The following is a 25,133-nucleotide window of genomic DNA, read 5'->3' as shown; positions in this document are numbered from 1 at the left end:
ATTTACTGAACTATAGGATTCTGATCAGAAGAATCTATATGCTCATTACCATCAATTTCCGACTGTGGCAAAGGAAGAATGAATAGCGGAGAAGAAGCCTCTGTATTCTTTGTGGTTACTTTTTCCGTATGGTTAGATCCTTCATAATTACGATTATATCCTAAACCTAAACGTTGCAAATCGAAGATACGACCTGCTTCTCCCCAAAGTTCAACACGGCGTTGAAATAAGATTTCATCCATCAATGTCTGCAGAGGCGCGTTTGTATTCGAGTTGTAAGTTTTGGCATCCGTACGGGCAGCTAAACGGTTTTCAAATCCGCTATCTCTTTGATTGCCTAAAGTCTTTATTGTTGCACGCGCATCATCGTACTTGTCCTGATGGCATTCTGCTTCAGCTTTTATTAAAATCATTTCTTCTGCTCTCATTAGCAAGTAATCACCGGTACGTGTGGTGTAATCTGCCATCTTGAACTTTGTTTGGCAATAACTTGTATAAGAAGAAGACGCTTTTTCCTCCTCGGCAGGAATGGCACCACGGAACCAAGCGGTTTTGCGTTCGTCCGTATCGGGTATTAGTGCATATAATCCCGTACTAATGCATTGGCGGGCTTTAGAAGCATACATTCCCGGAGCATCGGCATCCATGTGTGAGAAGAAACTAGCAAAGGCACTTGATTGATCGGCTATAATCTCCATTCCCCATAACACATCTGCTACTTTCACACTGTTGTTCCCTCCTAATTCGGCTATAGTCGCAACTTTTAAAGATGGCTTCTTCAATGCTTCGGCTGCTGCGGAGGCTGCATTGGCATAGTCATGCTGTACAAGGCAAATACGGGCTTTAATACCATTGGCAACATAATAATCCACATGCGATACATGTGTCTGTTCTTTATCATTCAGATTGCCAAGCAAATCAATAGCTTTATTTATATCACTATTTATTTGTGTATATACATCTTGCACTGTACCGCGCGGGCTTCCTTCCGAACCGGCTACTGTCGGTGTCGTATATAAAGGTACTCCCGGTGCTGTTTCATGTCCCTTATAAGTTTGTTGATAGAGTTGGATCAGATAGAAATAGGCATAAGCACGCATGGCATAGGCTTGACCGACAACACTATTCTTAAGTTCGGGGTCTCCTCCCATCGAAGTCTCGGAAGCAATTATATAGTTAACATTGCTAATTAGTGTATAATAAAAATTCCAGATAGAATAAGAACGTCCCGATTTGCTGGAATAATCGCCATGTACATTCAATCTATAATCTTCATAAAACCATCCTTGACCTTGTTCCTTCATCAAGTGATCTTCAGCCATTAAGTCTCCCAACAGGTTAATAGCTGTTTGCCCACAATTTTCAGATGGCCAATTCTCACTCCATCCCGCCACATACAACATACGATATACGCCATTGATGGCAGTTTCCGCACTACTGGCATCTGCAAATATTGTAGAACCGGAAACTTTATCAGTCGGTTCGGTATTTAATTCATCAGCGCATGAGCTAAATGAAAGGATGCCAATTAAAGAGAATATATATAATATTTTTTTCATCTTTTTACTGTTTGATCTATATTTATTTAAAATGTAATGTCAATTCCCAATGAAACTGTTCTTACAGGTACATAGCCAAAATTTGTTCCTCCGGTAAAATTATATTGAGGGTCCATACCTTTCAAATGATTGAACAGCACTACATTGTCTGCTGTTGCGGTTAAACGTGCCGACTCAAATCCTATAGATTTCATCCATTTTGAAGGCAAGGTATATCCTAATGCTATATTTTTAATCGAAAAATAAGAGGCATTTATTAGGCTGTTGTCAGTAACGATGTAGCTTTTTCCTATTTCAATACGAGGAATGTCGGTGAGATCTCCGGGCTTTTTCCATGCACGTTCCAACATTTTGCTTTTTGCCTGGCCGATATAGTTGCCGTACAGTAATGTATTATAAACACCATCCAGCACTTTACCGCCTATGGAATATGTACATAATATGCTTAAATCAAAATCTTTATATTTAAACGTGTTGCCAATAGAGCCATACAGGTCTGGAATACGGCTGCCTTGAATTTCCTTACAAGCAGTTGCTTTCGCCATATCATTGGTGATGTATTTTTGTCCCTTAGAGCCATTCTCGTCTGTGTCCCAAGCCCAATACAACTGTTCTCCGGTTGCCGGGTCAACTCCTGCGGCAGTGGCAGTGTAGAATGAATTTAAAGTTTCACCTTCACGAATAATATAAGAGCCGGAAATGATCTCAGGTTTGTCGGCTAATTGCAATACTTTATTTTTAATAGTTGAACCAATCAGGGTCAGATTCCATGTAAATGGCGTATTTTTAAATATATCAACTCCCAATGTAACGTCAACACCTGTGTTGCGCATACTTCCTACATTTTTGTTATATCCGTCAAAACCAAGTGAGGATGCCATCGGGAACGACATCAGCATGTCTGTTGTCTTACGTTGATACCACTCTATAGTGGCAGAAAAACGGTCAAATACTTTAGCTTCGATACCAATATTCAGATTTGCATTCTTTTCCCATTTCAAGCCTTTGTTCTCTAAGGAGGTCACGGCAGCGCCACTCATAGAAGAATTTGCATATCCTAAATCATAGAAAGATTGCCAAGCATAGAAATTTTGTTTCGTACCATTTAATATTGCATCATTTCCCTGAAGACCATAACTGGCTTTTAGAGAAAGATTATTAATCCAACTAATATCGCTCATGAATTCTTCCTGAGAAATACGCCAGTTACCGCCAACAGACCAAAATTTACCCCATCTATTGTCTTCATAAAAACGAGAAGATCCATCGGTACGGAAACTTGCCGACAAATAGTATTTATCAGCGAAATCATAATTCAATCGTGACAACACGGATTGTACGGCATAATTATGCTGATAGGAGGATGCTCCGGTTATGTTGGTCGCCGCATCTAATTCATAAAGTCCGCCAAATGGAAATCCTGTTTTGGTTGCTGATAAGTAATCATATCTATATTTATAGAATTCATGTCCGACTAAAGCCTCAAAATGGTGATTGCCAAACTTACGATTATACGTCAATAACTGATTGAAGGTATAACTGAAAGTGCGAGCTGTCGCTTTTTGTATAGTACCTTTAACCGCAACGGAGTTACCATTGTATGGATTATAGTAAGTTACTCCTGCTGAATTTATTAAATCAAAACCGTAATTTACTGAAAACTTTAAGCCTTCCAAGAATGTATTTTTCAAATCACCCAATTCGGCATATACACGTCCGCTGAGATTATCACTTTGTGTGGAGTATTTGTCATCATATAGGGTTGCGATCGTATTCCATTCTGAGTTTGCACCGGCCGGTCTGTTCTTGCCATAGTCAAAAACAGCATTACCTAAATTGTCGTATATAGTAGCACCATCAGCGTCTTTTTCATAAACGGGGAATATCGGTGCCATTAACTGCGCCGAGAACCAGACATTAGACGCACCGGATGAATTTTCTACGGCAGTATTGCTTTCATTGCGAGAATAGTTGGCACTCATTCCGGCTTTCAGCCAATTAGTCACTTCAGAATCAATATTTAATCGTCCGTTATAACGATTGAATTTTGTGGTTTTCAACAGTCCTTCTTCGTCTAAATAGCCTAAAGAGAACATATATTTAGTCTTATCATTGCCACCACTGAAGGACGCAACATATTCTTGACGCAATGGATTGGATTTCATAGCTTCGTCCATCCAATCTTCACTATACTTTAATTTTGCATCGCTGCGAACTTTTCCTGTAATAGGATCTATCAATTCCGCAATACCGTAATTGAATGGATTATATTGTTCATCCTTACCCAATATTGCAGTAGCACCACTTTTCATGGCTTCTAATGCTGCATTTCCTGCAATTTCAGGAGAAAGTCCATTATTTATAATTTGATTATTCTTGTATGATTGGAAGACAGTTTCTAAATATCCTGCTTCATTCATCGTTTCATAACGAGGAATAGCACGTGACGAAACACCCCAATTGGCTTTTAAATTTACTCTAACTTTGCCGGAGTCTCCTTTCTTTGTTGTAATCATAATTACACCATTGGCACCACGAGAACCATAAAGAGCTCCCGCAGAAGCGTCTTTCAGCACTGTCATAGTTTCAATGTCATTAGGATTAATTGCTGAAATATTACCATCATAAGGTACTCCGTCAACAACATACAAAGGCGCTTGTGAAGAATTAATGGAACCATAACCACGAACCACCACTGAAGCACCCGATCCGGGCTGTCCGGAACCGGAAGTAGTTTGCACGCCGGCTATCATACCATCTAATGCCTTCGTTACATTTGCTATTGGTCTTTCTTTCAGTTTTTCTGACTTAATGACCTCTGCCGAACCTGTAAACGACTCCTTCTTGGTGGTACCATACGCTACCACCATAACCTCGTCTATTAGCTGTGCATCTGATTTAAGAACCACTTTCATTTTAGGCTTAATAGCCACTTCCTGTGTCTGCATACCAATATACGAAATCTGCAAAGTCTTTGCAGAACTTATCGCCATTCAAGTGGAATTATTAAGCCATGATGGTCAGATTTATATGGATTCATTGCTACAAAAACAAGCTATCTTACGCCTGTCCGACCTTTATTAGGCTATTTTATTAATGAGAGATACCCTGTTTTTGATGGTATAAGAATGATAGATATTTTTTTCATTATGTAACAGTTAAGTTCAAAACCATACAAAAGTGATATTTTGATACGGTTAACCTATGAATTGAGTATCCGTGGCTATAAAACAATAAATTTAGAAATGGAATTTTTCAATCTAATTCTTATATCCGTTCTTCTCCTTCAACAAAGCCGCCTTTTCAAGATCACGCACGACTGTAATATCCATTATATTTGCGTATACCTGAGTGGTTTTCACGCTTTTGTGACCTAATAATTTTTGTACAGTGGTTATATTTGCACCGCTATATAATAATAAGGTAGCATTTGTATGACGTGCAGTATGAAAAGATACCCGTTTGTCAATACCCGCCAAGTTTGCTAATATATTCAACTCTTTATTAATATTAGAATTATCTTTTAGCTTGAAGAAACTATTCAATTCTTCCTTATAGCGTTGCAATATACCAATTCCTTTACCTTCAAATAATAGGTATAATGGCAAGCGTACTTCAATTCCCGTTTTTACAGATTTGTATATAAGCCAAGTTTCCTGATGGAATTCGACAATATTTGCAGGTGTCAGATTTATAAAGTCGGAATATCGCAACCCCGCGTAACAACAAAACAAAAAAGCATCTTTTGTCTTTTGTAATTTTACAAATTTTCCTGTTAGCTGTAAATCTTCAAATTTATGCAATTCTTCTGGTGACAAATGTGTATGATTACCTTCCACGCTTTTAATCTTATATTTTCTGAAGGCATATTTTTGTACATCCATATATTCCTTGTTAATAGCAGCGTTGACATACCGTTTTAGGTGTTTCATGTGTTTGGCTATAGTGTTAAGGTGGTATCCTTTGGATTGCAGATGATTGTCAAACGATGAAACAAATTCGAATGTTAAGTCCGTAAACGATATCTCTTTCTTGAACTCCCGAAGTAATTCAAGCGTGGAAAGATGATTCTGCTTGGTGCTTTCTTTCAATGAAGAGTTGTCAACTTCTTCTTTATAGAAACTTAAAAATGACCTTCCATTGCTTACTGGTTTGTCAATAGACTCTTTCAATAAATCCAGAGATATTGATTTTCCTTGTTGCCACAATCCAAGTTCAGTTTGCTCAATCGCAGCTATATATTCATATAACATGCGGTTGAGAACATTAGCATTAGGGTGACCTTTTACCATTCTCCGTTTAGCGTCCCATTGCTCAACTTTGAGGTATATTTTAGTAGAGAAATACATTTTCCTCCTGTTGAGATAAGCTTCCACCTGCACTAATGCCATTCCCTTTTTATTCAGTTTCTTTTTTCTGTTAAACACAAGATTAATAATAATATTTAGTTCTGCAAAGACTTTGCAGATTTCGTATATTGGTATGCAGACGCAGGAAGTGGCTATTAAACCTCAATTGAAAGTTACGCTGAAATCCGATGCACAAAAACTTGACGAGGTTATTGTTGTGGCTTATGGTACTGCGAAGAAGTCTTCATTCACAGGATCAGCTGCTGTCATTAAGGCAGATAAAATCGTGTCCGGTTCCAAAGAGTCTTTCGACAAGGCATTGTCCGGTAAAATGGCAGGTGTGCGCACAGCCTCAGCAACTGGTGACCCGGGGTCTATGGCCGAAATCAACATTCGCGGTGTCGGTTCTATCAGTGCTTCTAAAAGCCCGTTGTATGTTATTGATGGTGTTGTAACAAAAGCTGATGGAGATATGAACTACTACGGTAAGACTCAAAGCGTACTGAGTACCTTGAATCCTGAAGACATCGAGAGTATGACTGTTCTGAAAGATGCCGCTGCCGCTTCATTGTACGGTTCACGTGCCGCAAACGGCGTTATCATCATTACCACAAAGAAAGGTAAAGAAGGAAAAACGAATGTCAGCTATTCAGGTGAAGTAGGCTGGAACAAGATGGCTGTAAATGCTTTCAATATGATGGGATCAGCCGACTTGATTGACTACACCCGCGAATCATTAGCCAACTGCCTAGTTACTTACGGAATAACAGATAGCAAACAAGCAGCATTGAACAACATCGACAACGGAGGCGATATGTTCAATTCTCTGCTCGGCTCACCGGCTACTGTTGCCGACTTTATCCACGACCCATCCGGTAAAGTAAATACGAACTGGAAGAAAGAAATCTATCGCACTGCTTTCATGCAAGATCATCAGGTATCTATCAACGGCGGTTCGTCAAATACTCAGTTCTACGCCGGAATTGGCTACAACAAGAGCGAAGGTATCGTTCTTGGCAGTGACTTCGAACGTATCTCCGGTCGTCTGAACGTCAACCACAAAGTAAGTAACTGGCTGAACGTAGCTCTCAAGCAAATGGTAGCTGCTACATCGCAAGATGGTTTCCGCGACCAGGGAGACCAGGCTCAGGGAATGGGTACTTCTTCTCCGATAGGTATTTTATTCGCAATGGACCCGACTGCTCCGGTAAAGAATGAAGATGGTTCATATAATAAAAATGCAGCATGGGGCAAAGTCACCAACCCGCATCTGATGTTAGGTGGTAAAGACAGCGATACAGCTCTGGAGTGGATTCAGACCAAAATGTTCCGTAGCATGACCAATGCAGATGTAACAATCAAATTCTGTGATAAATTATCACTAAACTCTATCTTTGGTTATGACTATGTAGACAACAAGCACTTTGAATATTGGGATCGCAACAGCGTTAACGGTGGTTCTGTCAGCGGAATGGGTTCTCGTTATACCTTCGAAAGCCGCGTAGCTACCAGCTCTTCTACATTAAACTACACGGATACTTTTAAAGATATGCACAATCTGAACTTGATGGCCGGTTTCGAAGTCGAAAACAGAGACTTGTTGCAGATTGTAACTGTTGCCAAACGTTATTCAAGCCACTATCCCGAATTGGCAAACGGACAACCGGACCAGGCTTCAAGTGCAACCTTGGGAGCTGGCATGATGTCATATTTCGCAAGTGGCAATTATAACTATGACAACAAGTATTATCTCTCTGCCAGTTTCCGTCGTGACGGTTCGTCACGTTTGAGTGAAGACAACCGTTGGGCCAGTTTCTGGTCTGTATCCGGTGCATGGAGAATGAGCAAAGAAGGATTTATGCAGGATATGCCGTTATTTACCGACTTCAAGTTCAAAGCATCTTATGGTACAAACGGTAACTTGCCTTCAGATTACTATGGTTACATGGACCTGTATACAGGTTCCGGATACGGAAGTGTTCCCGCTATTTACTGGTCAAGAATAGCTAACGACAAATTAAGCTGGGAAAAATCCAAGAACTTCAATATGGGAATTGAATGGAATATGTACGACCGTGTAAATCTGTCTCTGGAATATTACAATAAGAAGACTACGGATTTGCTGTTCGAAGTACCGACTTCATTAATCACCGGCTTTGACTCCCGTTGGGAAAATCTAGGTGCATTGAAGAATGACGGTTTCGAATTGGAACTCAATTCTAAAAATATCAGCAACAAGAACTTTACGTGGACTTCAAACTTCAACCTGACTTACCAACGCGCATTGGTAGACAAACTTCCTGAAGGAAAAGACATCCAGTATGGAGACGGAGAAATGTATCTGCACCGTGAGGGAGAGTCAATGTATACATTCTATCTGCCCGAATGGAAAGGTGTAAATCCTGAAACTGGTTTAGGAGAATTCTGGTTAGATCCTGAAGATCACTCAAAGGGAGTGGTAAATGACTATTCCGAAGCAGGCAAGGGAATTGTAGGAAAAGCATTGCCTGATGTTATCGGTGGATTCAGCAACACTTTCACATACAAAGACTTTGACCTGTCATTCCTGATCACTTATCAGTTTGGTGGCAACATGTTCGATTATCCGGGATATTTCTCTCATCATGATGGCGTAAGAATCGGTTCCATGAACCTGTCAGAAGACGTAGCCGGAAACTACTGGAAAAATCCAGGTGATAAAGTAGACAATCCGATGCCTATCTATGCCAACCCTTATCGTTGGGACAGATTCTCAAGCCGCACAATCAAATCGACTGACAATATTCGTCTGAGAGAAATGACAGTAGGATATACGCTACCGGTATTGAAGAAACACATTTCCAACTTCCGCATCTACTTCAGAGCAAACAATCTGGCTATGTTGTGGTCGAAGACTAAAAACATTGACCCGGATGTAGCGATCAATGGTTATCGTCAGGCAGATACACCGGCATTGAAAAGCTGTGTATTCGGTATTAATATCAAATTATAATCAATAAACAGACTGAATAATGAAAAAAATATATTTACCCATTCTATTACTGACGTTGGCAGTATCCTCATGCGATACTTTCGACAAAGTGCCTTCCAGTGAATGGCCTTCAGAAGGTGCTATTAAGACTCTCGAAGATTTACAATTTGCAGTTAACGGTGTTTATGAGTCTCAGACTTCTTCTATAGACGCGGGCACCAATCCACGTGGCAGCTACGCAGGTGATTTCTTCTTGTACGCCGACCAAAGAGGCAGCGACTTCAAAGCCATCGGCAGCAATAAGCAAACAATCGATGTGTATGCCTATCAGGCCACTAAAAACAGTTCTGATTCATACTATTTCTACAAACGTTTTTATCTTTCTCTGGCAAGAATAAACAAAGTTTTGGAGGGAGTTAAGAAATCCGGTCTGGAAGGAGCTGAAGTTGATGCTCAAGTAGGCGAATTGTATGCTTTGCGGGCACTTTTCCACTTTGACTTGGCACGCTTATTCGCTAAACTTCCCTGCAATGCACAGCCTGGCGATCCGGGTATCGTATTGTCTACAGAAGTTTTCGAATCCGGATATACAGCAGAGAGAGCTACTATTGCGAAAACTTACGAAACCATCCTGGATGACTTGAAGACTGCATTGGATAATCTCCCTGAAACCAACAGGGTAGTAACTGCCGGTCATATCGATTATTGGGGAGCCCGTGCACTGAGAGCCCGTGCATATCTCTATATGAATGAAAACAGTAAAGCACTTGAGGACGCCAAATATGTAATCGAGAAATCTCCGTACAAACTGTACACCAAAGATGAATACGAAACAGTATGGGCCAAAGTTGGAAGCAGTGAAAGCATTTTCGAGTTCCTGATTACCTCACTCTACAATGCACAACGTAACTCTCTCGGATTCTACACACATGCCAAAGGTTATGCAGAAGCCGGTATCACCGAGGAATTCAAAGCTTTCCTTCAAGAACGTCCGGAAGATGTTCGCAGCACTCTGATTGCTGAAGAAAGCGACAGTGGAGATAACGAAGGCTGGTATATCCAGAAGTATCCGGGACGTGACGGAGAAATATATGTAAACAATCCGAAAGTAATCCGCCTATCCGAAGTATATCTGATTGCCGCAGAAGCTGCATTAAAAGCAGGTGGTGCTGATCCTGCCAGCTATATCAATAACTTGCGTAAGCAAAGAATAGCCGAATATGAAGACGTTGCCTCTGTTACTATCGATGATATTCTGACAGAACGCAGATTGGAACTTTATGGTGAAGGTCATAACGCCTGGGATACATGGAGAAACAAAAAGGCAGTAAAGAATGCCCAAGTTCCGGCTGGTCCGATCAACTATGACGACTATCGTACTGTAATGCCTATTCCGGTTTCCGAAATCAATGTATCTAACGGTAAGCTGAAACAAAACGAAGGCTACTAACTAATACATTGAAACCACTTAATAACAAGAGGCTGTCTGAAAAATCGTTAGCAACCTTCCCGAAGGAGGAGAATGAGGATAGAAACGACTTTTTAGACAGCCTCTCGCTTTTTATTTTTCATTTCCAAATTTATACATGAGAGTAAGCTTATCCGTTCCTCCCCCCATATTCAAATTTCTACTTGCAGATACCGTCCATCCCTTCCCTCACAATATCCACCAATATCGGCTTCGCCCCGCTCACGAAACATTCTACAGCAATCACCATCAGAATTAATCCCATGAGACGCATCATCACATTATTGCCCGTCTCACCCAAGACATTCACCAACTTCGTAGAAGCCCGAAGAATAAAGAAAGTCAGCAGATAAATCAATGCAATAGTGCCTATCAGTATCCCTTTCATTTCATAAGAATGGGCATCCTGCATCAATACGATAGCGTTGGCAATCGCACCGGGTCCACACAACATAGGTATGCCAAGCGGAGTAATAGAGATATCGTCCGCATACGTTTTAATCTCTTCATCCTTCAGTTTCATCGGCGTATAGCGAGCTTGGAGCATATCGAAGCCTATCTTGAAGATAATCACTCCCCCGGCGATACGGAATCCGTTAGTAGAAATACCGAAGAATTTAAAAAGAAACTGACCGGTAAAGACGAAAACCATTATTGTGATAAACGACACAATAGTGGCACGACGAACGATAGACTGACGCTCTCTTTCTGTCATCCCGTGAGTCATAGTAAGGAAGACAGGCATTGTTCCCAAAGGATTGGTCAACGTAAAAAACGAGGTGAAGCAAAGTAAGGCAAAAGGCAGAAGTGCACTATCCATAATTATATCGTATTTTTATGCATTTATTAAACGCAACAAAAATACGACTTAATCCAGAGAACTTATAATAAATTCATTAATTCTTTCAGAGAATGAATGTGATAAGTAGGAAGAAAAGGGAAAGCAGCCCGTTCCGTCACGTTGTAGAAGGCTTGATGCATCCCTATCCCGTGCGCTCCGGTAATATCCGCTTCCCAACTATCACCAATCATCAACGATTCGTGCATCTCGGATTGAGTGGCGGACAGGGCAAAATTAAAGATTTCGGGGCGGGGTTTCAATACTCCGAGGTCTTCCGAAAGAATCACTTTCTTGAAATAGCCATCCACGCCTGCCGAACGCATCTTATGCGATTGCAGTTCACGAAAGCCGTTAGAAAGGATATACAAGTTATATTTAGGAACAAGATACTCCAACACCTCCTTAGCGTGGGGCATCAGACCGCTTTTGGTAGGAATAATGGCAAAGAAATCTTTCGAGAACCGGTCGGCTAAAACCTCATCTTCCACTCCTACCGCCTGCAAAGGATAAAAGAACCGTTGACGGTTCAATTCATCTTTCGTCACCTTTCCTTCACCGTACTCAATCCAAAGTTCGGTGTTACGTTTCTGATAAAGTGTATAATAATGGTCGAACGAATCAAAGTAACGGTCGAATGCATATTTCTGATATACTTCTTCAAAAGTGTCACGGGCATTGCGGGAGAAAGCCCAGATAGTGTCGTCAAGATCAAAAAACAGATTTTTATATTTCATCAGTAGCTATGGGTGTATATAAGAAATAAAAAAGCCAATGTGCTAATTTCTCGAATCCAGGAATCAGCACATTGGCAATTCAAAAAAGGAATCCTACCTTATTTTACCTGGATAACCAAGTATCTGGATACACTCCAGAATTCATTAGGATTAGTAATCTTCAATGTCAGTTGACCTTTGTCATCTTTCACCAATTCATAAGAACCGGCAGGATGAGTAGTCAGCAACTCAGCACGTTTAGAGTACAATTTGATTTCTTTTGTTGTACGAATATCAATCTGAGTGAAATAATCCTTGTTGAAATCAGCGCTCTTCAGGACATCTCCGCTCTGAAGTATCTTCTGAGCTTTCAATTCAGATTTTGTTCCGAATACGAACCAGGCAGCATTCAAGCTCTTTTCCTGCTCGGCAACGGTTTTAGCTTTAGCCTCGTTTTCTGCAACCAATGTTTCTTTGGCAGCAGACAAGTCGCTGACAGCAGCATCCAGTTCCTGAATACGGATATTCTTGGAAGCCAGCTCTGTCTGAAGCTCCTCGATACGCTGTTGTTTAGCGTTCAGTTCGGCAGTCAAAGCAGCAACAGCTTTTTTCATCTGTGCAGAATTGTAACTGCTATTCTTCAACTGAGCCTGCAATTTGGCAATCTGAGCCTTGTTTTCTTCCATCTGTTTAGAGATGAATTCGATGTCAGAAGCAATCTGCTGCTTGGCACTGGCCGAGTTCTCAGTAATTGTTCCGCGTTGTAAGTCCACGCGGCTTTCGGCAGCATTGATCTTACGGAAACCTTCCTGTACTTCATTGAAAGTTCCCATCATATCATCCAATTCAGCATTGCGCTGGGTCAGTTCCATCAAAAGAGAATCATTTTCAGCCTTCAAGTCTTTACTTCCACCTTTAAAGCTATCACACGAAGCCAACATGGCTGCGCATACAAATAAAACTGCTAACTTTTTCATACGTTTACGTTTTACGTTTTTAAATGAAGTTATTTTAATCGTCTATTCCTGCTAATACTATCACAATCTCGCCCCGTGGCTCGGTGACGGTAAAGTGTTCTATCAGTTCTGTCAAGCTGCCGCGAACCGTCTCCTCATGGAGCTTGGATATTTCACGCGACACGGTTGCCTGACGTTCGGCACCGAAATATTCGGCAAACTGTGTCAACGTCTTCAACAGACGGTGAGGCGATTCATAAAACACCATAGTACGGCGTTCTTCTGCCAATGCCTTCAGTCGTGTCTGACGTCCTTTCTTTTGGGGCAAAAATCCTTCGAAGCAAAACTTCTCGTTCGGCAATCCCGATGCTACGAGTGCCGGAACAAAAGCCGTTGCTCCTGGCAAGCATTGCACTTCGATACCATTACGTACACACTCACGAACCACCAGGAATCCGGGATCAGAAATCCCGGGCGTTCCGGCATCCGAAATCAACGCAACCGATGCACCGCCCCTTATTTTATTAACAACACTTTCCACCGTTTTATGTTCATTAAATTTGTGGTGAGATTGCATTGCATTCTTTATTTCAAAGTGTTTCAGCAAGATACCGGAGGTACGCGTATCCTCTGCCAAAATCAAGTCGACCTCTTTCAGAACCTTGATAGCCCGAAAGGTCATATCCTCAAGATTTCCTACCGGCGTAGGCACTACATACAACTTTCCCATATATTTTTGTTTATGCTGATTGGTTAAAATGCTTTTTTAATAACTCCAAAAAGTCAACTACCGCTTCTTTCTCTTCGTCTATTTCAACTTTCGAGGAAAGAAATGCGACAGCAGTCTTGTAGGAACCCATAACTGATATCTGCTCAATCACACGGTTCATCAAATCAGTATCCCCCTTAAACAGTTCGCGTGAGAAACGGAAAGAATCATTCAAGCTGATAGAATGGCGCAAGCCGGCAGCCAGCTTTATGCTTTCTCCCAACACGGCGTTTTTGAGTTCTTCCTTCTTTATAATGACGGGGGCCTCTTCGATGACGGGTTCTTCCGTTATGACGGATTCTTCTACTATCACAGGTTCAGGAGATTGGATAATAACAGATGTATCCTTTTCCTGAGCGGTAATCTCATCCTCTTTCACTACCGTTTCTTCTACGACAAAAGAAGACAAAGAAGCCAAATCAACAGAATCTATTTCCTGCGACAATTCATCCAGACGTCCCTGCATACGCGCAACACTCCGCTTCAACAGTTCAGACAGAGTCTGAGTCGGCTCTTTGGAAAAAGACCCCATGAGATACTTCAACTCATGAACATCCAATTCGATATCTGCTAATAGCTTCTGTTTCATGTTCATCTATTATTAATATGGTGCGAATGTAGGAATAATTTATGCAATAACTTAAAATAATGGATATTTTAACAGTTCTTGCACATTGAATTGTTTACCTTTGTGCAGTCATTTATTTAATCAAGAAAGCACGAAATCACATGGTATTATTTTCAGAAGACCACATACAGGAGACTAAAAGAAGAGGTAGAATTGAAGTTATCTGCGGCTCTATGTTCTCAGGAAAGACAGAAGAGCTGATTCGCAGAATGAAACGGGCTAAGTTTGCACGTCAGCGTGTGGAGATATTCAAACCGGCTATCGACACCCGTTATTCGGAAGAGGACGTAGTTTCACACGACAGCCATTCCATCGCTTCCACTCCTATTGATTCATCGGCAAGTATCCTGTTGTTCACTTCCGAGATAGATGTGGTAGGAATCGACGAAGCACAGTTTTTCGACAGCGGGCTGATAGACGTATGCAATCAGCTTGCCAATAATGGAGTTCGCGTCATTGTTGCAGGTTTGGATATGGACTTCAAAGGGAATCCTTTCGGCCCGATGCCACAACTCTGCGCCATAGCCGATGAAGTATCCAAGGTGCATGCCATCTGCGTAAAATGTGGAGAACTGGCATCATTCTCACATCGTACAGTCAAGAACGACAAGCAAGTCCTTCTAGGTGAAACAGCGGAGTATGAGCCTCTTTGTAGGCAATGCTACCTCCAGGCACTGGAAGAGGACGGGCAAAAGGTATAAACTCAACAGAAAACAACTATGGAAAGGAAGAAGATAACATTCGACAGTTTTATACGTGGTGCCATCGGATGTATGATGGTGGTAGGAATATTAATGCTTGTAGAACGACTGAGCGGAGTGCTATTGCCTTTCTTTATCGCCTGGCTGATTGCCTATATGGTTTATCCGTTAGTCAAGTTCTTCCAATACAGGCTAAAGCTGAAAAGCCGCATCCTTTCCATTTTTTGCGCATTGTTTCTGATCACTGTTGTGGGAGTGGCATTATTCTATCTGTTAGTTCCGCCTATGGTTTCCGAAATAGGCAGAATGAATGATTTATTAGTAAGCTACCTCACAAACGGTGGTGGCAATAACGTTCCCAAAACACTTTCCGAATTTGTCCATGAGAATCTTGATTTGGTAGCATTGAACAAAATGCTGAGTGAAGAGAATATCCTTGCCGCAATCAAAGAAACTGTACCCAAAATGTGGGCTTTGCTTGCAGAATCACTCAATATCCTGTTCAGTATCTTTGCTTCCTTTATCATATTATTATATGTAATCTTTATATTACTGGATTATGAAGCCATAGCCGAAGGATGGCTGCACCTGCTCCCCAATAAATACCGCAAATTCGCTTCCAACTTGGTTTATGACGTGCAGGACGGTATGAACAGGTATTTCCGTGGACAGGCATTGGTTGCATTCTGCGTAGGTATTCTTTTCAGCATAGGCTTCCTGATTATTGACTTCCCGATGGCTATTGCCTTGGGACTTTTCATCGGAGCTCTCAACATGGTTCCTTACCTGCAAATTATCGGTTTTCTCCCTACCATCGTATTAGCTATCCTCAAAGCTGCCAATACGGGACAGGACTTCTGGATTATCATCGCATGCGCATTGGCAGTCTTCGCCATCGTACAAATTATACAAGACACTCTCCTCGTCCCCAAAATCATGGGAAAAATTACCGGGCTGAATCCTGCCATCATCCTTTTATCTCTTTCTATTTGGGGTTCTTTAATGGGAATGTTAGGAATGATCATCGCGTTACCTCTCACCACTTTGATGCTTTCCTATTATCAACGCTTTATTATCAACAAAGAAAAGATAAACTATGATGAAGCCGAAATCGCTGATAATCAAGAGACAAGCGGTATAGAGAAAAAATAATTGAAACTTTTTTCTACGAAATACTTGCAGATTAAATAAAAGTCACTACCTTTGCACCCGCAATCAGGAAATAACTGATTTGCAAATAAGGATTGATTCGCTAGCTCAGCAGGTAGAGCACAACACTTTTAATGTTGGGGTCCTGGGTTCGAGCCCCAGGCGGATCACTGAAAGAAAAGCCAAAAGGCGACAAGAAAAAGACAAGTCCTACAAAATCAATATTTTGTGGGACTTTTTTTATTGTCTTTTGGCTACCTTGACCGCCACGAAAAGGTCACTGACAGACAAAAATTAGTGCCTTATTCGTACCCCCGACAAAATTCTTTAAAAAGGGGTACGATTTGTCGGAAAATGGCGAAATGTTGTCGAGATTTGGAGACTCTGCATTTATCTCATTATGAGTTAATAAAAGTAGTTTTGTAACTTAAAAAATGAGGTATGAAATCAACATTCCGAGTATTGTTCTTCCTGAAACGGGACAAGGTGAAAAAGAACGGTAATATGCCAATCATGGCACGTATTACCATTGACGGGAAATTAGCCCAATTCAACACTAAACTTGAAGTCAATCCTAAAAACTGGTCTGCCAAAACCGGAAAGGTAAATGGCAGAGGAGCGGAATTTACCCGCATGAATGAAATGCTGGATAGCATCAAGGCTACCTTGCACAGACACTATCAGACCATTTTAGAACGGGACAGCTATGTAACCGCAGAGAAAGTACGCAATGTGTTCTTAGGTAAAGAGGAAAAAGCAAAAACTCTCTTACAGGTATTTTCCCAGCATAATGAACAATATGCGCTGAAAGTAGGGAAAACAGCCACGCAAAAGACATATACCCGTTATGAACTTACCAAAAATCGCCTTGCCGAATATATCCACAATAAATATAATGTGGAGGATATTACCTTTCGGGAAATAAATGTCGTGTTTATCGAGGGCTTCTACCTATTTATCCGGGAGAATTATCCGTGTACCCACAATACAGCCATGAAGTTTATACAGCGTTTCAGAACTGTTGTTCTGTTTGCCCACAACTTGGGACTAATTACTTTTAATCCTTTCGGGGCATATAAGCTGAAATTTGAATATGTGGAAAGGGATTTTCTTGAACAAGCAGAATTAGACCGGATATATCAAAAGACATTCGCCAGCAAACGACTGGAGCAAGTTCGTGATATATTTATTTTCAGTTGCTACACTGGACTGTCTTATGTTGATGTCTGCGAACTAACCCCTGAAAATATAAGATTGTCCTTTGACGGTAATTTGTGGATAATCAAGAAAAGACATAAGACAAGCGTAACGTCCAATATTCGATTACTGGATATACCCAAATCCATTTTGCAGAAATATGACGGAAAACTGCCCAATGGTAAACTGTTGCCAGTTATCAGTAATCAGAAGATGAATGATTACTTGAAAGAGATTGCAACTGTTTGTGGGATAAATAAGAAAATCACGTTCCACGTTGCGAGGCACAGCTTTGCGACCCTTAGCATAAGTTATGGCGTACCCATTGAAAGCGTTTCCAAAATGTTGGGACACACCAACATAAGAACTACCCAAATCTACGCAAAAATCATAGATACTAAACTTAGCGAGGATATGGATATTTTAGCTAACAAGCTAAATAACAGAAAAATATCAGTCATATAAATACTAACTTAAAAAAATAAGATTATGGACTTGCAGATTATCCAAAACAAGATTTTTGAAGTCAGAGGTTACCGGGTGATGCTTGACTTGCATTTGGCAGAACTCTATCAAGTGGAAACACGAGCTTTGAAACAAGCGGTCAAACGTAACATAGACCGCTTCCCCAGTGATTTCATGTTTGAATTGAGCAAAGACGAGTGGTTAGGACTTATCACAAATTGTGATAAGTTCCCTGACAATATCCGCCACACGCCCACCCCGCCTATGGCTTTCACCGAGCAGGGCGTAGCCATGCTTTCTTCGGTTCTCCGTTCCAAAGTAGCCATAGAAGTAAACATTTCAATCATGCGGGCTTTCGTCCTCATGCGCCAAATGGTAATCGGTTACGAGGAACTGTTAAGGCGCATCGAAGAACTGGAGGTAAGCACCGATGCACAGTTCAACGAACTGTACCAAGCCCTTACCCAGCTTTTGAGCCAGTCGAAACAACAGAAAGAACGCCGTCCGGTAGGTTTCGTTACCTATAACCGTGATAAGAACGAATAGGTAACGATTTCGGTAACGAAATACCACCTAATAAGCTATATCCAAGTATTTTACATCCTTTCACCTTGCGGGCAGTCCACCGACTACCCGCATTTTTTATTCCCTTTTCCACTGGCACATTCCCCGAAACGCCAGCCGTGCGTGGCATGGCTGACTGTATTTCGTGAAAAGAGCCGTTGGAAACCCGCACAAGCGTACCGCAAGATGAACTTGCCATACCCTTGCCTTTCCCGCCCGCATGGAGTGTTCCCTAAAGGATGAAAGGGAACAAGCACTTTTCCCCTGTTTCCCTATCTGTAAATCTTCCTCATTATGCAGTCCCCCAGCCGGGACAGTCGTTTTTATCATTTCAATAGGCAAAGGTAGCTACGGGGGCTTTTGGCTCTGCAAATTGGGTTTCATCGAAAAAAATTGTTCCAGCTTCCCGTTGGTCGGAAAAAATTTTTGTCGGAAAAATTTGCATAGCAAGACCCCTTCACAAACCAGCCTATGTGAAACGAAAACGACCGACCCGACCGGAAGACGCATAAAAAAAAAGTCGGATTTACGGGAAACAGGAAAAAAGTTCAGTGAAACTTTGGGCTCCCTCACCTCTCAAATCCGCATAAAATCAAAAACTTAAAAATTACAGCAATATGGAAGCAAAGGTATTATCGTGGAAAATTTAAAGTCGATTGACCCACTATTATAAAAGTCTTCTGACCCACCTTTATAACCGAAACTGATCCGCTGTGATTATAATAAAAATTGCCCCTGTATAATTACCATATTTCAGTCTTGTTTTCGTACTTTACAAAGCATTTTAACCCGGTATTATTAACTGAATAAAATTTTAAAGAATGAAAATAAGAATCAAGCACATACTGCGGTGTTATCAGTCAGGAATGAGTATCCGCGGTATCAGTTCTTCTCTCCTTGTTTCACGTAATACAGTCAAACGTTATATCCGTATATACGAAGATATGGGTATAGAACTTGAGCGTCTGTTGAAAATGGACGAGCAGCATCTGCATGAGCTTTTCGGTACGGAGACTGACAAAGAATCGTCTGGCTCTGCAGAGTATAAGTATCTTCAAGAACGTATACCTGATTACATGAAACGACTTAAGGTCCGTGGGACAACAAGAAGGTCTTTGTATGAGGAATATCTTAAAAATCGTCCACAAGGTTACAGCTACTGTTCTTTTTGTTTATATATCAGACGAGAAAGGGAAGTAAAGATTCCTGTTGGACGCATAGATCATATAGCCGGTGATCAGATGTATGTGGATTTTGCCGGCGACAAACTTTATCTCTCATACGAAAAAACAGGCAATAAGGTTCCCGTAGAAGTATTTGCCGCTATACTTCCATGCAGCCAGATTACTTATTACGAGGCTGTACCATCACAAAAGAAAGAACACCTTATCCAGGCATGTGAAAATGCTTTCCATTATTTTGGAGGTGTCCCCAATGCCATAGTTCCAGACAACCTGAAATCAGCCGTAACAAAGCCTGGAGGTGTTGAACCTGTAATCAATGACGACTTTGCTGCATTTGCAGACCATTATGGATGTGTTGTCTTCCCGGCAAGAGTACGAAAGCCTAAAGACAAAGCTCTGGTTGAGAATGCTGTAAGACTGCTCTACAGGGAGGTGTATTCAAAGATGACGGGATTGAAATTCAATGATCTTGAAGCCTTGAACATAGAAATAATGAAGCATACGGATGCGTTGAACAGCCGAAAGATGTACAATCGCAACTACAGCCGTCGGGAACGTTTCCTCGAAGTCGAGAAAGACAGGCTGCATACATTGCCGGCAACAAAATTTATATCAAAAAGCCGGAAAACGGCAACTGTCATGAGAAACAGTTATGTATCGCTTAACAATCACTATTACAGTGTTCCTAAAGAGTATATCGGCGATACTGTAGAATTACTGTATGATGGGGACACAGTGGAGATATATCATAAGTTCAGACACATAACGACACATCGCAGGGATGATACACCTTTCACTTATTCAGAAAAACCGTCCCACAAACTTTCGGGAGTGCTACATGAATACAGAATCAGAATGGATGATATATACCGCAAGGCATGTGAAATTGATCCGGTATTGGAAGAGTACATAAAGCGTGTGGCCGTTGCCAAGAAATATCCGGTCCAGGCCGTACGTTCAGCCGATGGTATATTAAGTCTTGTGGAGCGTTTCGGACATGACAGGGTGGTTCTTTCATGCCAGGTGGCAATGGAATTCGGTATGTTCGGGTACAACGAACTTGAAAGTATTCTGGTAAACAGGGAAGATGAGAAGTATCATGTACAGATGGAGGGACAGGCTCCCGAACTTACCCCCAAACACAGAAATCTCAGAGGCAAGGATTATTTTAACTCTAAAAACATGGATAAAAATGACAAGTAATAATAAAACAAGCAGAACTGTCGGAAAAAATATGGACAGAATAATGGAACTACTCTCCAAGTTACGTTTTTACGGCATGCTTGAAACATATAGAAATGACTGCAGGACCACATCCTCTGATGGTATGACAAACGATGAGTTTCTTAAATGGCTTCTTGAAAGCGAATATGATTACAGACGCAATGTAAGCATTGAGAGACTGATAAAGTCTGCAAACTTCAGATATAAGGCATATATGGAAAAAATAGACTATACCATAAAACGTAACCTTGACCGTAACCAGCTTGAGAGACTTGCATCTCTTGATTTTATAAGAGACGGACAGAATGTTTTCATCACGGGAAGCTCCGGTACAGGTAAAAGCTATATAGCTTCAGCCATAGGATATGAGGCATGTAAGAATGGAATAAAGACTTTGTATTCAAATGCGTCAAAGCTTATGGGACAGCTTAAAATTGCCAAAAACAAGGGCACTATAGAATCTGAGATGAAAAAAATAGAAAAGTGTCAACTGCTGATTCTTGACGATCTGTTTCTTATAGGACTGGATGCCAGGGAAAGGTCAATCCTTATGGAAATAATAGAAGACAGACACGGATTAAAATCAATCATAATAACATCACAACTTCCTGTCGAAAGCTGGTATGATGCAATTGGTGATCCTACAGTAGCTGACGCAATCCTGGACAGAATTGTACATACAGCACACAAGATTGAACTTACCGGGGATTCTGTAAGAAAGATTAATGCTAAAAAGAAATAGTATATATTGTAGATTATTATAATTGAAAATGACCCGGGTTAAAATGCATTTTTCTTTATTTAAATCTAATATTTTTTTGATGGGTCAATTTAGAGTATAATAGTGAGTCAATCGACTTTAAATTTTCCATAAAGACGGCAAGAGTGGAAACCGTATAAAAGGACCGGTCTCGTGCCCAAAGGAACTGCATGTAACGTTCCTCAAGGCGCCGGTCGGTCTCCAATTCAAAATCCTTGATAATACCATACAACCTACAGTTTAATGCCATATTGTTATTGTACAGATACTCCATTTGTACCAGCAGACGTTCACGCTCAGTCTCCTGCCGGCCGGTCAGTTCCCTGTTTAAAGAATGAAGCATACTTGCAGTTGAGACTTTCCGGTCTTTTTCCGCAGGTTGCAGCCGTTCCCGTTTTTCCTTCTGTTCCGAATAAACGGATTTTCTCTTCTTGCGTTTGAGGAAGGACCAGAAACTTTTCTTCGGAACTTCCTCTTTGACTCCAACAGGCGCTTTCTCATTGCGGATATGGGATGCAATCACTGGGATTTTCCGGTTTATGATTTCACCGGCTTCACGAAAACGGCTGAATGTATGCATTACCGTGTCAAGCAACTGTTCCTTTCTCTCCAGAAGCAGGCACAGCGAATCTATACGCACCCGTTGTCCGGATGTATGCACATATTGCTTCAAGGACTGTAATGTGCCACATACCTCGTTTCTCCTTTTCTGATAAGTACCCCGATCGTTCTCGTCCCACACACTGACCGTCTCTCCATAAGTGGCCAGATCCAGCAGGCCGGCGTAGGCTTCTCCGGTCAGATGCCAGAAATGAAGCAGTTCCTGTTCATCCTGTTGCAAATAGTTTCGCTTCATCTGTTCCTTACGAAAAAGATAAATAGTCAAGACAAGCAGGAATATCAAGATAATATATCCCGAGAATATTTTAATTTTTAAACACATAATAATCTATACTTACATCCTTCATTCCTGCTTGACTACCCCCAAAATAAGTAGTGAGAAAAAATTCCCTAATCAGCCATATAATATATTTTTCAATATCTAGGTCTAGTCGTATTAGATTCGTTTTCCATTTGAAGTCCATAATAGTACTAGGCTTTGGCTCAACAGAATATTATTATATACAAAACAGCCTTTTCAATAAAAAATATAACTACACATTTTTTTATTTTCCGACAATCGCCAAGTATAGTTGAAATTTCCATCCCTATTCTGTTCCTTACTCTTATTTCAAACAATTCAATTGCTTTCCTACGAGAAATACCAATAAATATTTACATCTTACGAGTTATATTAAAATTCAGATCTTATTTTAATTCAAACAGAACAATTCCCTTAATATCTCTTGATGAACTTCCAATAACCGCTTCAAACTTGCCCGGTTCGGCTATCCACTCGTGTTTTGCATCATCGAAGAAACTTAATGCTTTCTTATCAATTGTCAGCGTTACCGCTTTCTCTTCGCCCGGAGCCAGTTTCACTTTTTGGAAACCTTTCAACTCTTTTACCGGACGAGGGAGCGAGGATTTCTTATCACTGATATAAAGTTGAACAACCTCTTGACCTTCACGAGTGCCTGTATTCTTCACATTGACTGTGAAAGAAATGGTATCATCTGCTGTCATTGTTTTCTTGTCGGCCGAGGGTTTTCCATAGGCGAAAGTAGTGTAGCTCAATCCGTGTCCGAACGGGAACAACGGTTTGATTTTCTCTTTATCCGCCCAGCGATAACCTACGAAAATATCCTCCCGATAGATTTCATTAATGGTGTCTCCTCTATGCTTAGACTGTGCCAGCTCTTCTTTATTACCCGGATATTCGCCCAGTTTATGAGCACCTACATCTTCCAGTTTTGCAGGGAAAGTGAAAGGAAGTTTTCCTGAAGGATTAGCGTCTCCCACCAATACGGAAGCAAGAGCTGTTCCGGCTTCCGACCCCAGGAACCAACCTTGAACAATAGCAGGCACTTCATTCACCCAAGGCATGGCCACAGCATTGCCGGAGATATTGACAACAATCAGGTTTTTATTCATATTCACCTTTGCCAGTTCGCTTATCACTCTATCCTGCGCGTATGGCAAACCCAAAGAGGCACGGTCCGAATCTTCACAATCCTGATGATTGCTCTTGTTCAAGCCACCGAAGAAGATAACATAGTCGGCATCTTTAGCCACTTGCAAAGCCTCTGCGAGCAGTTCATCTTCCGAACGGTTGTCCTTCAAATCCTGACCGGTTTTCACACCGTTATACTCTCCTGTCGGATCGCCTACATACCCACGGGCATATACCACTTCCGCTTTTGAGCCCACACGGCTTTTCAGTCCATCCAACGGAGAAATCTCATATTTCACTTTCAAAGAAGAACTACCACCGCCCACAGTCATCATCTTTATCGCATTTTCACCGATCACTGCTATTTTCTTCGTTTTATTCAAATCGATAGGCAATATGTTATCGTTGTTCTGCAACAATACAATTCCTTCTTCAGCTATCTGACGTCCGGCTTGTCCGTGCTCGGGAGAGCCTAAAGAGCCGAACGGTTTGTGCGGCTCCATTGAAGTACGGAATATCAGACGAAGAACATTGCTAACCTTTTCGTCCAGTTCCTTTGTTCCTACTTTACCTTCTTTTATCAGTTTCAGGTAAGGGAAAGCAAGGTAATAATTATCATACGCATTTCTCGTTCCGGTAGACAGTCCGTTCGTCCAGGAACCAAATTCCAAGTCCATACCATTGTGAATAGCCTGTTCGGTGTTGTGCACACCACCCCAGTCGGACACTACAACGCCGTCGAAGCCCCATTCATCACGAAGAATATCTTTGAGTAGATGTTTGTTGTGACAAGCATGCTGCCCCTGATAAAGATTATAAGAGCCCATAATCGACCATGTTCCACCTTCCTGAACAGCCGCTTTAAAAGCAGGCAGGTATATTTCATAAAGAGCACGATCACTCAATTGCACATTGGTGGTATGGCGGTTGAACTCCTGATTGTTCAAGGCATAATGCTTCACACAGGCAGCTACACCGTTCTCTTGTACACCTTTGATGTAAGGAACTACCATAGTGGCGGATAGATACGGGTCTTCTCCCATATACTCGAAGTTACGTCCGTTCAAGGGAGTACGGTAGATATTCACACCGGGACCCAACAAGATGTCTTTCTTGCGATAACGCGCCTCTTCACCGATACTTTTCCCATAAAGATGTGACATTTCAGGGTTCCATGTAGCAGAAAGACACGTCAGTGCCGGATAGGCAATACAGGAGTCGTTTGTCCATCCCGCCTGATCCCATTCATCCCACAACACTTCCGGACGGATACCGTGAGGACCGTCGGTAGCCCATACTTCGGGGATTCCGAGACGGGGAACGCCTGCCGAACTAAATTTAGACTGTGCATGAATCATCTTCACCTTTTCTTCAAGGGTCATCCGGTTCAATGCATCTTTCACTCGCTCTTCGATTGGTCTATTCGTATCCAAATAAACGGCAATATCGGATGTTTTTCGTTCTCGATCGCTAAATGAGTTTTGTTGTCCCATTACGATTGGCATACTCATACAAAGTATCCCTAAAATTGTCATTTTTCTTTTCATATCTATTGTAAATGATGTGTGACCTTCATACCAAT

The 25,133-nt window shown here is 41.4% G+C and carries 18 protein-coding genes, 1 tRNA gene and 1 pseudogene; 9 read left to right on the top strand and 11 right to left on the bottom strand.

Features of this window, described 5'->3' with window-relative positions; all coding sequences use genetic code 11:
* Positions 1-2 precede the first annotated feature (2 nt).
* The 3 genes from CLIN57ABFB40_RS00390 to CLIN57ABFB40_RS00380 form a co-directional block, all read right to left on the bottom strand.
* A complete protein-coding gene (locus CLIN57ABFB40_RS00390; RefSeq protein WP_175628416.1) occupies positions 3-1,559 on the bottom strand; it encodes a RagB/SusD family nutrient uptake outer membrane protein in 1,557 nt (518 codons plus the stop codon).
* Between the two features lie 26 nt (positions 1,560-1,585).
* Positions 1,586-4,552 carry a SusC/RagA family TonB-linked outer membrane protein gene (locus tag CLIN57ABFB40_RS00385; protein ID WP_175628415.1) on the bottom strand — a complete coding sequence of 989 codons (2,967 nt, stop codon included), beginning with the start codon at positions 4,550-4,552 and terminating at the stop codon, positions 1,586-1,588.
* Positions 4,553-4,819: 267 nt separating this feature from the next.
* Positions 4,820-6,001, bottom strand: coding sequence for a site-specific integrase (locus CLIN57ABFB40_RS00380; RefSeq protein ID WP_262886952.1), 1,182 nt, complete (start codon positions 5,999-6,001; stop codon positions 4,820-4,822).
* Between CLIN57ABFB40_RS00380 and CLIN57ABFB40_RS00375 the strand changes: the two genes are divergently transcribed.
* Together CLIN57ABFB40_RS00375 and CLIN57ABFB40_RS00370 are read left to right on the top strand one after the other, a co-directional pair.
* Entirely contained in the window at positions 6,000-8,900 is a 2,901-nt protein-coding gene (locus tag CLIN57ABFB40_RS00375) for a SusC/RagA family TonB-linked outer membrane protein (RefSeq protein WP_262886951.1), read from the top strand. The two genes, CLIN57ABFB40_RS00380 and CLIN57ABFB40_RS00375, sit on opposite strands and share 2 nt — an antisense overlap.
* A 19-nt stretch (positions 8,901-8,919) precedes the next feature.
* The gene (locus CLIN57ABFB40_RS00370) at positions 8,920-10,329 is read left to right on the top strand and encodes a RagB/SusD family nutrient uptake outer membrane protein (protein ID WP_175628412.1); all 1,410 of its coding nucleotides are present in this window, start codon (positions 8,920-8,922) and stop codon (positions 10,327-10,329) included.
* Positions 10,330-10,507: 178 nt separating this feature from the next.
* On the opposite strand, the gene CLIN57ABFB40_RS00365 is transcribed toward CLIN57ABFB40_RS00370, so the two are convergent.
* The 5 genes from CLIN57ABFB40_RS00365 to CLIN57ABFB40_RS00345 all read right to left on the bottom strand — a co-directional run bounded on the left by CLIN57ABFB40_RS00365 (position 10,508) and on the right by CLIN57ABFB40_RS00345 (position 14,215).
* Positions 10,508-11,167, bottom strand: coding sequence for a MarC family protein (locus CLIN57ABFB40_RS00365; protein ID WP_175628411.1), 660 nt, complete (start codon positions 11,165-11,167; stop codon positions 10,508-10,510).
* 62 nt (positions 11,168-11,229) lie between these two features.
* Positions 11,230-11,922, bottom strand: a complete 693-nt coding sequence (locus tag CLIN57ABFB40_RS00360) for a YjjG family noncanonical pyrimidine nucleotidase (RefSeq protein ID WP_175628410.1) — start codon at positions 11,920-11,922, stop codon at positions 11,230-11,232.
* 98 nt (positions 11,923-12,020) lie between these two features.
* A complete protein-coding gene (locus CLIN57ABFB40_RS00355; protein WP_175628409.1) occupies positions 12,021-12,878 on the bottom strand; it encodes a hypothetical protein in 858 nt (285 codons plus the stop codon).
* A 34-nt stretch (positions 12,879-12,912) separates the two neighbouring features.
* The gene (gene rsmI, locus CLIN57ABFB40_RS00350; protein ID WP_044654345.1) at positions 12,913-13,587 is read right to left on the bottom strand and encodes a 16S rRNA (cytidine(1402)-2'-O)-methyltransferase; all 675 of its coding nucleotides are present in this window, start codon (positions 13,585-13,587) and stop codon (positions 12,913-12,915) included.
* A 10-nt stretch (positions 13,588-13,597) separates the two neighbouring features.
* Entirely contained in the window at positions 13,598-14,215 is a 618-nt protein-coding gene (locus CLIN57ABFB40_RS00345; protein ID WP_175628408.1) for a hypothetical protein, read from the bottom strand.
* Between the two features lie 140 nt (positions 14,216-14,355).
* Between CLIN57ABFB40_RS00345 and CLIN57ABFB40_RS00340 the strand changes: the two genes are divergently transcribed.
* The 5 genes from CLIN57ABFB40_RS00340 (at position 14,356) to CLIN57ABFB40_RS00320 (ending at position 18,312) form a co-directional block, all read left to right on the top strand.
* Positions 14,356-14,955, top strand: coding sequence for a thymidine kinase (locus CLIN57ABFB40_RS00340; protein WP_175628407.1), 600 nt, complete (start codon positions 14,356-14,358; stop codon positions 14,953-14,955).
* 18 nt (positions 14,956-14,973) lie between these two features.
* Positions 14,974-16,107, top strand: coding sequence for an AI-2E family transporter (locus CLIN57ABFB40_RS00335; protein WP_175628406.1), 1,134 nt, complete (start codon positions 14,974-14,976; stop codon positions 16,105-16,107).
* A gap of 94 nt (positions 16,108-16,201) precedes the next feature.
* A tRNA-Lys gene (locus CLIN57ABFB40_RS00330) sits at positions 16,202-16,274 on the top strand.
* A 271-nt stretch (positions 16,275-16,545) separates the two neighbouring features.
* Positions 16,546-17,766 (top strand): site-specific integrase, encoded by a 1,221-nt coding sequence (locus tag CLIN57ABFB40_RS00325; RefSeq protein WP_175628405.1) that lies wholly within the window; start codon positions 16,546-16,548, stop codon positions 17,764-17,766.
* A 24-nt stretch (positions 17,767-17,790) separates the two neighbouring features.
* Complete coding sequence (locus CLIN57ABFB40_RS00320) at positions 17,791-18,312, top strand: ORF6N domain-containing protein (protein ID WP_175628404.1); 522 nt, start codon at positions 17,791-17,793, stop codon at positions 18,310-18,312.
* Here CLIN57ABFB40_RS00320 and CLIN57ABFB40_RS00315 read toward each other — a convergent pair.
* Positions 18,284-18,529 (bottom strand): hypothetical protein, encoded by a 246-nt coding sequence (locus tag CLIN57ABFB40_RS00315; protein WP_175628348.1) that lies wholly within the window; start codon positions 18,527-18,529, stop codon positions 18,284-18,286. The genes CLIN57ABFB40_RS00320 and CLIN57ABFB40_RS00315 overlap by 29 nt on opposite strands.
* 622 nt (positions 18,530-19,151) lie before the next feature.
* Here CLIN57ABFB40_RS00315 and istA point away from each other — a divergent pair.
* Together istA and istB are read left to right on the top strand one after the other, a co-directional pair.
* Positions 19,152-20,717, top strand: a complete 1,566-nt coding sequence (gene istA / locus CLIN57ABFB40_RS00310) for an IS21 family transposase (RefSeq protein ID WP_175628403.1) — start codon at positions 19,152-19,154, stop codon at positions 20,715-20,717.
* Complete coding sequence (istB, locus tag CLIN57ABFB40_RS00305; protein WP_065539093.1) at positions 20,707-21,480, top strand: IS21-like element helper ATPase IstB; 774 nt, start codon at positions 20,707-20,709, stop codon at positions 21,478-21,480. Before istA ends, istB begins: the two co-directional genes overlap by 11 nt.
* A 70-nt stretch (positions 21,481-21,550) precedes the next feature.
* Here the strand turns inward: istB and CLIN57ABFB40_RS00300 are convergent.
* Both CLIN57ABFB40_RS00300 and CLIN57ABFB40_RS00295 read right to left on the bottom strand, forming a co-directional pair.
* Positions 21,551-22,441, bottom strand: a pseudogene (locus CLIN57ABFB40_RS00300) (sensor histidine kinase); the annotation flags it as partial.
* A 365-nt stretch (positions 22,442-22,806) separates the two neighbouring features.
* The gene (locus tag CLIN57ABFB40_RS00295; RefSeq protein WP_254871750.1) at positions 22,807-25,044 is read right to left on the bottom strand and encodes a glycoside hydrolase family 3 C-terminal domain-containing protein; all 2,238 of its coding nucleotides are present in this window, start codon (positions 25,042-25,044) and stop codon (positions 22,807-22,809) included.
* Positions 25,045-25,133: the final 89 nt, after the last annotated feature.

Source organism: Bacteroides acidifaciens (assembly GCF_903181435.1).
Classification (GTDB): Bacteria; Bacteroidota; Bacteroidia; order Bacteroidales; family Bacteroidaceae; genus Bacteroides.
This window is presented reverse-complemented; position numbering and strand designations above follow the sequence as displayed.